Origin of the sequence: Halarcobacter sp. (genome assembly GCF_963676935.1) — a bacterium.
Classification (GTDB): domain Bacteria; phylum Campylobacterota; class Campylobacteria; order Campylobacterales; family Arcobacteraceae; genus Halarcobacter.
Genome location: NZ_OY781470.1, coordinates 1,192,984 through 1,205,703, shown reverse-complemented (window position 1 = coordinate 1,205,703; position 12,720 = coordinate 1,192,984). Strand labels below are relative to the sequence as shown.

At 25.7% G+C, this 12,720-nt stretch carries 12 protein-coding genes; 5 read left to right on the top strand and 7 right to left on the bottom strand.

Features of this window, described 5'->3' with window-relative positions:
- Positions 1-9 precede the first annotated feature (9 nt).
- The 3 genes from ACKU4C_RS05820 to ACKU4C_RS05810 form a co-directional block, all read right to left on the bottom strand.
- Positions 10-216, bottom strand: coding sequence for a Tat pathway signal protein (locus ACKU4C_RS05820; protein WP_321315237.1), 207 nt, complete (start codon positions 214-216; stop codon positions 10-12).
- A gap of 91 nt (positions 217-307) precedes the next feature.
- Positions 308-1,099, bottom strand: a complete 792-nt coding sequence (locus ACKU4C_RS05815) for a molecular chaperone TorD family protein (protein ID WP_321315234.1) — start codon at positions 1,097-1,099, stop codon at positions 308-310.
- 485 nt (positions 1,100-1,584) lie between these two features.
- Complete coding sequence (locus ACKU4C_RS05810; protein WP_321315233.1) at positions 1,585-3,288, bottom strand: 4Fe-4S binding protein; 1,704 nt, start codon at positions 3,286-3,288, stop codon at positions 1,585-1,587.
- A 151-nt stretch (positions 3,289-3,439) separates the two neighbouring features.
- Between ACKU4C_RS05810 and ACKU4C_RS05805 the strand changes: the two genes are divergently transcribed.
- Genes ACKU4C_RS05805 through ACKU4C_RS05790 form a run of 4 tightly spaced genes read left to right on the top strand, consistent with a single transcriptional unit; the run spans position 3,440 to position 7,374 of the window.
- Positions 3,440-4,597, top strand: a complete 1,158-nt coding sequence (locus tag ACKU4C_RS05805; protein ID WP_321315231.1) for an ABC transporter substrate-binding protein — start codon at positions 3,440-3,442, stop codon at positions 4,595-4,597.
- On the top strand, positions 4,581-6,212 hold the full coding sequence (locus tag ACKU4C_RS05800; protein ID WP_321315229.1) for a HAMP domain-containing sensor histidine kinase: 1,632 nt from the start codon (positions 4,581-4,583) through the stop codon (positions 6,210-6,212). Before ACKU4C_RS05805 ends, ACKU4C_RS05800 begins: the two co-directional genes overlap by 17 nt.
- Positions 6,205-6,870 carry a response regulator gene (locus ACKU4C_RS05795; protein WP_321315227.1) on the top strand — a complete coding sequence of 222 codons (666 nt, stop codon included), beginning with the start codon at positions 6,205-6,207 and terminating at the stop codon, positions 6,868-6,870. Before ACKU4C_RS05800 ends, ACKU4C_RS05795 begins: the two co-directional genes overlap by 8 nt.
- Positions 6,871-6,879: 9 nt before the next feature.
- Positions 6,880-7,374, top strand: a complete 495-nt coding sequence (locus ACKU4C_RS05790) for a type II toxin-antitoxin system antitoxin SocA domain-containing protein (RefSeq protein ID WP_321315226.1) — start codon at positions 6,880-6,882, stop codon at positions 7,372-7,374.
- 11 nt (positions 7,375-7,385) lie between these two features.
- Here ACKU4C_RS05790 and ACKU4C_RS05785 read toward each other — a convergent pair whose 3' ends face one another.
- The 4 genes from ACKU4C_RS05785 to ACKU4C_RS05770 all read right to left on the bottom strand — a co-directional run bounded on the left by ACKU4C_RS05785 (position 7,386) and on the right by ACKU4C_RS05770 (position 11,268).
- Entirely contained in the window at positions 7,386-9,425 is a 2,040-nt protein-coding gene (locus ACKU4C_RS05785; RefSeq protein WP_321315225.1) for a methyl-accepting chemotaxis protein, read from the bottom strand.
- A 141-nt stretch (positions 9,426-9,566) separates the two neighbouring features.
- Positions 9,567-9,848, bottom strand: a complete 282-nt coding sequence (locus ACKU4C_RS05780; protein WP_321315223.1) for a heavy metal-associated domain-containing protein — start codon at positions 9,846-9,848, stop codon at positions 9,567-9,569.
- Positions 9,849-9,850: 2 nt separating this feature from the next.
- On the bottom strand, positions 9,851-10,177 hold the full coding sequence (locus ACKU4C_RS05775; protein WP_321315220.1) for a hypothetical protein: 327 nt from the start codon (positions 10,175-10,177) through the stop codon (positions 9,851-9,853).
- Positions 10,174-11,268, bottom strand: coding sequence for a transglutaminase family protein (locus ACKU4C_RS05770; protein ID WP_321315218.1), 1,095 nt, complete (start codon positions 11,266-11,268; stop codon positions 10,174-10,176). Before ACKU4C_RS05770 ends, ACKU4C_RS05775 begins: the two co-directional genes overlap by 4 nt.
- A gap of 413 nt (positions 11,269-11,681) precedes the next feature.
- Between ACKU4C_RS05770 and selD the strand changes: the two genes are divergently transcribed.
- Entirely contained in the window at positions 11,682-12,719 is a 1,038-nt protein-coding gene (selD, locus tag ACKU4C_RS05765; RefSeq protein ID WP_321315216.1) for a selenide, water dikinase SelD, read from the top strand.
- Position 12,720: the final 1 nt, after the last annotated feature.

Sequence of the window (12,720 nt, the reverse complement as noted above, 5' to 3'; positions counted from 1 at the left end):
TTATATCTATTATAAAGCTTGTTTATAAAACTCTTCCCAAGCTTTAGACTTTTTGTATAGAACCTCTTTTTTAGGAGAGTGTCCTACAACAACACCGTTAGAGTCTGCTTCTTTTGACTCCGAACTGTTAGCAGCAGCTAACGCAGTGGCACCCACAGCAGTAGCACCAACAACTATTGCAGTTTTCTTAGCAAAATCTCTTCTACTCTCTTGCATAGCTGTCTCCTTTGATTGTGATTAGTCCCGTTTTAATGAGACTCAAATAAAACAAACACTTTTGACTTATTTGAATTTCATATACTTTTAACTAAATATCTTCCTCAACATCATAAGTTACAAATACTGGACAAGCTTCATCTTGAGCATTCTTTGGGCCATTAGCTTTCATAGCTTTATTTCTTGCTCTTCTTGCTTTTTCCTCTTCTGAGATATCATCTTCTATAACATTAGGAATAATTTTAGTTCGTGCCATAGGTCTTGAAACTTCTAAATACAATCTTTCAAACTCAATAAATGCTTTTAATACAACAACCACATCTTTATATATATTTGAACTTTCATGTTCATATAAAGCCTTTGAAAACTCATCTACAAACTCATTTAATATTGATTCAAAAATACAATGTATTGTATTTTTATATTCAGAATTACCTTTAACTTGTAATTCACAAAGTTCATTTAATACTGTAAATATAAACCCAATATTATCTTCATAATCAGAGTATTGTTTTTCATCTCTTCTAATTTTTGTTTTTGCTAAAAAGTTTTGCATTTCAACTCTTTTTTTACCACTTTCTACCCCTTCATGATAATATGAAGCAGTAGTTCTAATCTGTGAAGTTTGAGGATTATCAAAAATATCATCATACTCTTGTAGTAACAATATATTTGAATCGTTTTGAAGTTTATTTGAAATGTTTTCTAAGGCATTTGCTGATGTATCATTTAAAGGGTTTTCTTTTAATACATTTATTAAATTTAATAAATTAAAATATCTTTCTACATCTTTAGTATAAACAAAAAAACTACTAAAAACTTTGTAGTAAATTGCTCTTGCTTTATTAATCTCTTCTTCTCTCATAATTTCCTCACAAAACATATTAAAAATAAAACTAAATAAGACATTTTTTGTCATATTTGTCACAGTTTTATTTTAATAAAAATTAATTTGGTAAATTTTTATTTACCCTAATTGTAATCTATAAACTTTAAATACAACTTAGCTAACATCTCAGTAATAACACTTTATAATGGTATCTCGAGAGTTAGTGTTAAAAAATGAAACATATTTATTGTTAAATTTTATTGACTATTTTTTTACAGATTTTTTACAAATTTTAAAAGTTTTTTTTACTATTCCCTATTTATCATATTTTTAAAAATATGCTATTTTTGCATATTAAATTTTTCTATACATTTATCTTAAAAACTATGTTTTTTAAAATTATTTTTTGATAAATATTAAAAAGTTTATAAATTTTCTAACAAGAAATAAAATTTTAATTAAATATTTAAAAAAAATATCTGATTTTTTTAAATTTTTATGTAAGAATTGTGTATAAGAGATTCCTCAATAGGATTCTCTTATAAAGATACACCTTGAGGATTATTATATGAGCCTTTGTTTTCCATATAACTTTTCATCATTATTTTAGGTTTGCAGGTTTCACAACAATAAAGTGTTCTTTCTTTAATTGGATCATTTGCAAAAATTGGAGACATTATCGAAGCTATTTTCTCAACTGATTTTTTAGTTGCAAACTCTTTTCCACACTCTATACAGGCAAAAAGTTCATCTTGAGCTAAAACTTCTTCTTTAAACCAAGTAGGATTTAGTTTTATTATATCTTGCTCAATAGTTAAGCAATCTTTTTCAGGACAACTTACTTCACAATAACCACAGGCACTACAAACTGAAGCATTAAGTCTTAATGTATTATCACTTGCATCTGCAAATAATGCATTAACATTACAAGCACCAACACATGAAAGACATAATGTGCATTTTGATTCATCAACTTTTACTTGAGCATAATGAACATTTTCACCAGTTTTAACTATACCTAAATCTTCATCTTTTACAATATTTGATAATCTTATCGCAAACTGCTCTCTTTTGTTCATTTCCATGTTACTAAGTTTATATTTTGAACCTTCAATAAAATCAACTTTTTTTAAGGCTTTTACTAATTCATTTTGATCCATTGCAACTATAATTGCATCTTTTTTATATTTTGCTTTATATATTTGATTTAATATAGATATTGAATCTTTGGTACCTTTTGATAAAAAATCAGTATAAAATACAATTTGTGAACCTGATTCTTGTAAAAGTGTTAAAAGTGTAGATTCATGTAAAAATTTTTCACCCTCAATTTTAAAAGGCAAGACATCCTCTTTTAATTTAATATCTAATGATGAGATATCCATTTTATCTGGAATTATCAAAGGTATTTGGTCTTCATAGAATCTACTCATATAAGATATAGTTTCTCTATTTGATGGAGTATAATCTATTGCACCTGAAGGACAAATAGAAACACATCCCCCACAACCATGACAATCTATTTGTGAAAACTTAAGATGTCTATTTGATTCATCTTTTTCAATTGCTACTGTAGGACATACATCCGCACACCTTCCACAAATATCTTCTCTTCTTTCATGATATTGGCAAATTGTTTTATCATAAGTTGTAAATTTTTTATATTCATAGTTTGAAATATTTTCTCTTATTTTTGCTAAAACTTCATCTACTGAACTCTTTAAAGGATCAAAACATCCACTTTGTTTAGTTCCTAACTCTTTTTCATCAAACCAGATTATTTGGTCGACATTTAAATTTACATCTTTCCCATCATCATTTACGATAACTGTTAAATTTCCTATATGACCATTTACATCTTTGATAATCTCTTCTTGAATATGAAATAGATCAAATTCATTTGATGCCAAATGTTTTAAAAGTTCATTTTTTTGTTCATTATCACAAACTAATAAAACCTTGTTTGAAACTTGCTGAGAATAAACCATATCTTGTGCCAAATCAAATCTAATAGCATTTACTTCATAAAGTTTTTCAACATTTTTAATTTTTTTAGAAAAAGAATCTTTACTATGATTTATATAAAAATCTATTTCATTTGCTACTAATTCAGTATTTGTCATACTAACATTTGATACAATAAAATTATCATCTTTGTAGTCAATCAATTTATTGGTTACAACAATTGATTCAGGAAGGGGAAACTCTATTCCATTTGGATTGTAGTATAAAAATTCCTGCATAACCTATGCCTTTGGTAAAATATTATTTACCAATTTTAGTTTTAAAATACTTAGTGTTTTATTAAATTAAATATTTATTCCACTATTTGATATAATAAAATATCTTTGAAGTATCTATATAAACTAGTCTATAAAAAATAAAGGAAAATTGTTGTTTAAATATATTTCTGCTTTTATATTAATAATAATCACAATTTTTTTTATATCAAAATTAAATATTTATACAAACAAAACCATTATACTAGGTAGTTCATTACCTAAAACAGGTATTATGAAAGAATGGGGAAGAAGTGTAGAAATAGGTTCAAATGCTTATTTTAAATTTGTAAATGAAAGAAAACTTTTGCCCGATGGGAAACAAATAAAACTTGTAACACTTGATGATAAATATGAACCAGATTTAACTTTAGAAAATACAAAAGAGTTTCTAAAAAGAGATGACCTTTTTGCTTTATATGGTTATGTTGGCACACCTACAGTAAAAAATATTTTACATATTGTAATTGAAACAGATATCCCTTTTATTGCTCCATTTACAGGAGCTTCTTTTTTAAGAGATTCAAAGTATAAAAATATTGTTAATTTTAGGTCATCTTATAAAGAGGAGATACAAGAAATTATTAACTATCTATATGATATTAAACATATAGATAAATTTGCTGTATTTTATCAAAATGATGTTTATGGGGAGGAAGGATATATTTCCTTAATCTCAGCATTAAAAAACAAAAATCTCAATTTGGTTGGAGAAGGTACATATAAAAGAAATACTTTATCAATAAAACATGCATTTAAAGAGATAAAAAATAGTAAACCTGAAGCTGTTTTAATGGTAGGATCATATAAAGCTAACTCTTTATTTATAAAAAGAGCATTAAAAGATGAAGATTTAAAAAATGCCATATTTTGCAGTATATCATTTAGTGATTCTAATGAAATGATAAATAACTTGAATAAAAAAAACTTAGAAAATATAATTTTTTCAGAAGTTGTACCTAGTAATAATAATTATGAGATTGATGTAATTAATGAATATAAATATTTAATGAAAAGATATTATCCCCAAGAACCCTTAGGTTTTATATCTTTAGAATCTTTTCTTATTGCAAAAGTTACTGTAGAAGCTTTAAAAAAAGCAAATAGTTCTTTAACTTATAAAAATTTCTTAGATCAGATAAAATATCATACGAGAAATGCCATAGAAGGTATTCCTTTAAAATATAACAATACAGAACTATTAAATAAAACATATCTTTTTAAATATAAAGATAATAAATTTGTTGAGCTTAAATATGATAAAAAAAACTAAATTTAAATTAAAAATTTTCAGTAAATTATTATCAACATTTTTCAAATATTTTGATACTCTATCTTTCTCATATAAAACATATTTTCTTAGTTTTATTATTGCTGGAGGAATGATAATAATCATACTTTTATCACAAATTTCAGTTTACACTTTAAAAAATGATTTTGATATTCTTTTTACAAAAAGAACAAAACCAATTATTCAATTAGAAAACATAAAAGATACTTATAAAATTAATATTTATGATACTTTTTATGATATTCAACACAAAAATATAGCTATTAATGAATCAAGGGATATTCTAAGTTTAGGTCAACAATTAATAAATAAAAGTTGGAAAAACTATAAAGAAAATTCACTAACTAATATTAAAAGATCAAATATATCAATTCTTACTAGTAAATTATTTAGTATAGAAAACAGTTTAAATAGTACAGTTTTACATAAAAATATTGTATTAAATATAAATAAAAAAATAGAAAAGTTACACCGAACAATTAATCACATAGTAAACCTTTTAGAAGATGAAAATTTTATTGATGCAAATACCGAAATAGATACTATTTATTCTAAGATAAACTCTGTAAATATCTATATTTCAAATTTAATTAACTATGATTTAAATCAAGCAATAGTTGAAAGAAATAGAACACAAAAAATATATAGTACTCTTACAACATTTTTAAATATTTCTATAATATTTGTATTTGTTTTTTCTATAGCTTTATCTTTAATAGTTATCAGTAACTTTAGAAAACTACATTTTGGTCTTGAAGATGCGGTAAATGAAAAAACAAAAGAGTTACAAGAATTAAATGAATCATTAGAAAAAAGAATTAAAATGGAAGTTACAAACTCTAGAAAAAAAGATTTGTTAATGTTCCAACAATCAAAACTTGTAAGTTTAGGAGAGATGTTAGGAAATATTGCCCATCAATGGAGACAACCTCTTGGTTCTTTAATGATGATAATTCAATCCTTTCAAACTAAAATGGAATTGGGAAAATTATCTTATGATTTTGTTGAGAAAAAAACAAATGATGCTATATTATTAGCTGAAAACATGTCAAATACTTTAGAAGATTTTCAAAACTTTTTTAGTCCCAATAAAGATAAAACTATATTTAGTGTAAAAAATTGTGTAAAACATTCTATTGAATTATCAAAATATATCTTAGAAAAAGAGCATATAAAATTAAATCTAATTGTAGATAAAGATATAAAGATTCATGGTTTTTATAATGAATTATCCCATGTGATTTTAAATATGATTTCAAACTCAAAAGATGCTTTAAAAAATATTGATACTAAAAGAGTGATAAAAATTGTTGTAAAAGAATATAAAAAAAATGTTAGAATTAATGTTTACGATAATGGTGGAGGTATCAATGAAACAATACTTCCACAGATTTTTGAACCTTATTATACAACCAAATACAAAAGTGCAGGAACAGGTATTGGCTTATATATGTCAAAGCAAATTATAGAAAAGCATATGAACGGTAATATAAAATGTAAGAATGTTTATAATAAAATAGATGGAGATAAATTAGAGTTTGGTGCTTTATTTATAATTGATATTCCATTAGAAAAAAAAGGTGAAAATAATGATTGAAAGAAACTTGAATATATTAAATAACTTTAATATACTTTATCTAGAAGATGATAAATCTTTATTAACACATACTAAAGATATATTAGATGATTTTGTAAATAAAGTTTATGCAGTTAATACTTCAAAGGAAGCTTTAGAAGTTATTGAAAAAGAAAAAGTAGATGTGATAATCTCAGATATTCTTCTAGAAGATGAAAATGGTATTGATTTTTTAAGATACTTAAAAGAGGAAAAAGAGATTAATATTCCAACTATACTCATTACAGCGCATACAGATACAAAATATTTATTAGATGCTATAAAATTAAAGGTAGAAAACTATATTGTAAAACCAATTAATATAAAAGAGTTATTAAACACTATACATGATATTGTATTTCCAATTATTCAAGCCCAAGAGATTCAAAAAAACTCTAATGTGATTAAGATGATTTCAGCAGTAACAGATGGAAAACAAGTAGAGGTTATAAAATATATTGTAAGTAATTTAGATAAAGATTCTATTTTTATAGCTTCTTATAGTGATATTATGAATGAGATATCAATCTCTAAACCAACATTAATAAAGTTATTTAAAGAACTTTCTGAGAAAAAAATACTTGTAAAAACAGCACACAAAACATATAAATTTAACGAAATAGAATTAAATAAAATATAAAGGATAAACTTGAAAATTGATATTACAAAAATTGCAAATGTAATACTCTATATGCTTGAAAATGATGTAAAACATCTAAATGATAAAAAACTCTCTATTCTATTGTTTTTAATAGAATTTGAACATTTAAAAAATTTTAATGAAAAAATTTTTAATGAAAAATTTATAAAACAAAAAAGAAATCCAGAACCCGTAATTTTAGGTGAGATTTTTGATATTGTAGCCAATGGTGAAGATCTAGATGAAGATGATGAAAGATTGTATTTAATAACAGAATTACTTGATTATCTTGATATTGAGATTTTAACAAAAGAGAAATTTATTGAATTAAATTTTTTAAAAATGGAAGAGGATTTCGATAAATCTTTATTTTCAAAAGAAGAGATAGAAACAATCTCAAATATTACTAAAAAATACCAAGAGGATACTGCAAGAAAAGTTGCAAATGCTTGTTTCCAAATTGAAGAAGTAAGACAAACACCTTTAGATGAATTTATCATCTAAAGGTTATCTGTTTAAAAACTTTCCCACTCATCGCTATGAGTTGATTTAAGTACTTTTTCTTTTTTTACAGATTCTTCTGAAGTTTTATTAATATTTTTTGCTTTAACACTATCTTTACCTTTAAACTCTTTTTCATCTGCATTTTTTACAATTATTTTTGCAATAGAATCAGTTGATATTGCAATATCATTTGTTTCAGAGGCAATCTCTGCATTTTGTTGTGTTTGTTGATCAAGTTCTGCCACAGCATCATTTATTTGTTCAATACCTGATAACTGTTCTTTACTAGACATCTCCACATCAGATATAAGTTCAATAGTTTGTACAATATCTTCATTTAACATTTTATAACCATTAATCATATTTGTTGCTATCTCTTTACCTTCATCTGCTTTTTTAGTTGCATTTTCAACCATACCTTTAATCTCTTTAGCAGCTTCAGCACTTCTAGTAGCAAGATTTCTTACTTCTTGTGCAACTACTGAAAACCCTTTTCCAGCTTCACCTGCAGTTGCAGCTTCAACAGCTGCATTAAGTGATAATATATTTGTTTGGAAAGCGATTTGATCAATTACACCAATAGCTTCATTAATAGATGTAACTTGAGTATCAATATCTTCCATAGATGCAACTGTATCATTTGCTAATTTTTCACCACTATTAGCAGATTTTGTAACATTATTTGAGATTTCTGCCATCTTAGCTATATTTTGTGTATTATTTCTAATATTTCCTGTCATTTGCTCTAATGCAGCTGCTGTTTCTTCTAGTGAAGCTGCAGCTTCATTTGCACTATTATTTAATTTTCCAACATTATCTAAAAGCATTGTTGAACTATTATGTAAAGTAATACCATTTGATTTATTTTCAACAAGCATAGTTGTAATTGAATCACCAAGGCTATTTACACCATTTGCCAACTTTAATAAATCCTCTTTTATACCAGTTGTATTTACTTTATCTAAATAGTTAAAATTAGAATATTTTTCCAATACATTTAAAACATTATCTATATTATGTTCTAAATTTTCAGCCATTTTATTTAAAACATTTTTTAATTGCATCATTGCTGGATTTGAAACATTCATATGTAATCTTTGACATAAATCACCCTGTTCAAACTCTCCTAAAACATTAATTGTTTCATCAATCAATTCTCTATCTTCTTGAATACCTTTTTTAGCTTTTTCAATATTTGAATTAATTAAATCTGACATAAAACCAAACTCATCTCTACAAGTGATTTGTTTAGTCTCTACATCATTTGTTTCTCTATTTAAATATGCAAAAAAGTTTTCTAAACCTTCATTTATAAATTTCACTTTTAATACAATCTCTTTTGTAATCATACTGAAAATAAAAGACAAAATACCAAGAATGATTAATACAATCAAGCCTGCTTTTTGTGCAGAATTCATAAACTCTTCTTCTATATCATCAATATAGATTCCAGAACCAAAAACCCATCCCCAAGGAGCGAACTCTTTTACATAAGAAAGCTTTTTCTGTAATTTTTTTGTTTTTTCATCAACTCTTGAATAATGAACAAAACCTGAACCGTTTTCTTGAGTTGCCTCTACAAAAGCTTTAAACATATTAGTATTTGCTAACTTTTTACTTCTTTTTGAATCTTTCCCAAAATCGATTGCTGTAGCAACATTATAAACTTTTGCATCCATAATTTTGCCATCTCTACTTGGAGTCATTGGATGCATAACCATTTTTACTGAATCTATATTATTATCATTTATCCAAATATAATTATTACCTTGATACCTAAAATTTTTATAAGCTTCTATAACATTATTTTTTGCTTCATCTTCTGTAATTTGACCAGCTTTAAACTTTTTATACTCTTTTTCTACAAAACTATAGGATAAATCAATTACATTAATTAACTGAGTCTTTTTCTCTTTGACCATCATTTTTTCTTGTCCTAATAAAAGGATAAGTGTTAATATAACCATCGAGATTAGTGATACAATTGATACCAATAACATTTTTTTAAAAACTTTAAGATTACCAAAAAGCTTTCGCCATATTTCATACATATTTTCTCCTTGAAAAATTATCATTTGTTTAAATTATAATTTTAATAAATAATTTTAATATTCTATAAGAATTAATGTAAAAGAATGTTTAAAAGTAAAAAATTATTTTCCATTTATTGGAATTAAATATAAGTTAATTTTTTATTTTAATATAAGTTTTTCTGTAGAGATTTCAACACCCTCATAAGATGTAGTTTTTATTGTAGCTAAAATGTCATTAAGTAGAACATTATCTTTATAAATTACTTTTACTTTTTTTGTATTAAGTCTTATTGAAACCTTCTCAATCCCATCTAAAGTCTTTATAGCTTTTTTAACAGCTGTAGTACAAAGTGGACAATGCATACCCTCAACTTTTATAATTGAAACTTTTGATGCATATACAGAAAGTGAAATAAGTAGTATTAAAAAACAAATTTTCATAATTAATCCATTACATAAGATATTAATTCTGGATAAAAAAGCAATACAAAAAGTAAAATTAAAATAACCGAAAAAATCAACACATTGATTGTTAATTTTTTTCTAGGAGATTTACATATAACTTTTTTATTAAGATTTTTTATTCCCCAAAGAAAAAAAGCTATTGATAATATAGCTAAAGGAATTCTTGTATATTCTAAAGTAGTAAAATAGGTTAAAATACCACCTGATACACCAAAGAATAAAAATAAAAATGCTGGTAAACAACATAAAGTTGATAATAGTGCAGTAATAAGTGCACCAATTATCGGCATTATGACATTTTTCATATATTTTCTTGTGAAGTATAACTATATGCAAACGATTTTGCATCATAATAGTTTTGTACATCTTCACCAATTTCAGCATAAGGATATCCTAACATATTTAAAGGATATTGTGTTGGTTTAGGATTTAATACAAAATCTCTAGCATAATTAAAAGCAACCCAATTCATTTCCCATGATCCAAACATAAATTTTTTAGTCTGGATAGTTTTTTCAGACTCATTTGTTAATTTTTCACCCAACCTTACTTTTGTAACATCTGCTGGATCAGCTGGAACCCAACCTAAACCACTAATAAAGAATTCTGCTCTACAATGTTGACCACCAGTAATTTTTGCAAATCCGTTTTCATCTGCTTTTCCACAAACTTTTGAGATTTTAGATTTACCTGCTCTAATACCAAATACTTCCCTTGCTGGAATATTTGCATTTCTTAAAAGTGCAACAAATACAGAACTAATATCTGTACATTTCCCACCATAGATTTTTTCTTCAATTGCTTTACCTGCATCTCCAAGTCCACAACCTACAACACTATTATCTCTATACATTGTAGTTACTGTCCAATCATAAATTGCTTGTGCTTTCTCTAATGGTGTTTTAGCATCTTTTGTAATATTATTTGCTAAAGCAGTAATTTTTTCTGTAACAGGAATATGCTTAGTTGGCTCTAAATATACTTTTACTTCTTCACTATATGTTTCTTTGTTATCAGCTTTTGATAAATCAAGACTTTTCTGATTTGTAATAACATCAAAAGTAACATTTAATACTCTTTCTTTATCACTTTTTACCCAGTTAACATAAAGAACTTTTGTATCATAAGGATTTTTAACAATTTCTGCTTTTTCATAATTCCCATCAAATTTTATATCGACTAATTCTTGATATTTAGATGTTAATGGAATTGGAACCCAAAGTTGAGTCACTTCATTACTTGCTTCAAGTTTATAATTATTTTTGATTGTGAATTTTCTAAATCCATCTTTTATTCCAAAAGGATTTTTTTCAGTTTTTGCAAATGCAAAACTAGGGTTAATTAGCACTGTAGTTGAAAGTAGTGCTGAACTTTTAAGAAAGTTTCTTCTTTCCATAAATTACTCCAATTTGTTTTTGAAGCATATATAGTCATAAATTTCATGCATATGAAAATGTCCAACCTAATCCTTAGGTTATGCTTTATTATTTTTACTACTATAATAAATTATAAATAATAGCATACTTAAATAGTAAAATATTATTTACCATTATTCCATTTAAGCAATTTTGCTATAAACTCATGCCTAATTAGCTATATTTAAAATATTAATATTTAATTTAATTATTTCATGCCTTCAATTATTTTTTAAATTTATTAAAAAGTAAACAAAAACTTACTATTAAAGTTAATCTCTATTTAACTAATTTAAATGTAAAATTTTATAAAGATGAACCTATGGTATAGGTGTACATAAAAGTCTAGACTTACTAATCTTACAATTGTACTCCTCCATAAATTAGGATAATTATGAATAATGATGAATATAAACTAACAAAATTTGTTCAAGCTGCTGGTTGAGCTGCTAAATTAGGTCCGGGTGATCTAAAACAAACTATTAGCAACTTAGTACCATGCGATGACAGAGTTCTTGTTGGATTTGATACAAGTGATGATGCTTGTGTTTATAAACTAAATGATGAAGAAGCATTAGTTCAAACACTAGATTTTATTACACCTGTAGTTGATGACCCATATATTTATGGGAAAATTGCTGCTGCAAACTCTCTTTCTGATATATTTGCAATGGGTGCAGAAGTAAAAACTGCACTAAATATTGTAGGTTTTGATAGAAAAAACCATGAGAAAGAAGCTTTAGGAGAGATATTAAGAGGTGGAAACGAAAAAATAAAAGAGTGTGGTGGATTACTTATGGGTGGACATACAATTGAAGCTCCTGAGATGTTTTATGGTCTTTCTGTTTCAGGGATGATACATCCTGATAAAATTTATAGAAACAATGCAGCAAAGATTGGACATGTTTTAGTTTTAACAAAACCTTTAGGTATGGGTATATTAACTACAGCTATTAAAAGAGACTTAATTAGTGAATCAACGAAAAATGAAGCAATAAAAATAATGGAGTCTTTAAATTATCTTCCATCAAAAATATTAAGAGAATATGATGTAAGTTCTTGTACAGATATTACAGGTTTTGGTCTTTTAGGTCATGCCCTTGAATCAACATCAGATTTAACCTCTTTTGCAATACATTGTGGAATAGTTCCAGTTATTAAAGATGCACAAGAGTTTGCTGAACAAGGGGTTGTTCCAGGAGGAACAAAAAGAAATATGAAATATCTAGAGGATAAAACAACTATTATGTGCCCTACTTCTAAATGTTATCAAATCTATTGTGATGCACAAACTTCAGGTGGACTGTTAATTGCTATGGATAAAAATGATGCTAAAGAGTATATTAAAAAAGTTGAAGAATTAACTTTTGGTTATGCTACTATTATTGGGGAAGTTATACCTAGAGGAGTTACACCTCTTATAGTTTATTAAT

Excerpts from the sequence above, each read along its gene's own strand:
- ACKU4C_RS05820 (WP_321315237.1), bottom strand. The coding sequence starts at position 216 with ATGCAAGAGAGTAGAAGAGATTTTGCTAAGAAAACTGCAATAGTTGTT.
- ACKU4C_RS05815 (WP_321315234.1), bottom strand. The coding sequence starts at position 1,099 with ATGTTTTGTGAGGAAATTATGAGAGAAGAAGAGATTAATAAAGCAAGA.
- ACKU4C_RS05810 (WP_321315233.1), bottom strand. The coding sequence starts at position 3,288 with ATGCAGGAATTTTTATACTACAATCCAAATGGAATAGAGTTTCCCCTT.
- ACKU4C_RS05800 (WP_321315229.1), top strand. The coding sequence starts at position 4,581 with ATGATAAAAAAAACTAAATTTAAATTAAAAATTTTCAGTAAATTATTA.
- ACKU4C_RS05795 (WP_321315227.1), top strand. The coding sequence starts at position 6,205 with ATGATTGAAAGAAACTTGAATATATTAAATAACTTTAATATACTTTAT.
- ACKU4C_RS05785 (WP_321315225.1), bottom strand. The coding sequence starts at position 9,425 with ATGTATGAAATATGGCGAAAGCTTTTTGGTAATCTTAAAGTTTTTAAA.
- ACKU4C_RS05780 (WP_321315223.1), bottom strand. The coding sequence starts at position 9,848 with ATGAAAATTTGTTTTTTAATACTACTTATTTCACTTTCTGTATATGCA.
- ACKU4C_RS05775 (WP_321315220.1), bottom strand. The coding sequence starts at position 10,177 with ATGAAAAATGTCATAATGCCGATAATTGGTGCACTTATTACTGCACTA.
- ACKU4C_RS05770 (WP_321315218.1), bottom strand. The coding sequence starts at position 11,268 with ATGGAAAGAAGAAACTTTCTTAAAAGTTCAGCACTACTTTCAACTACA.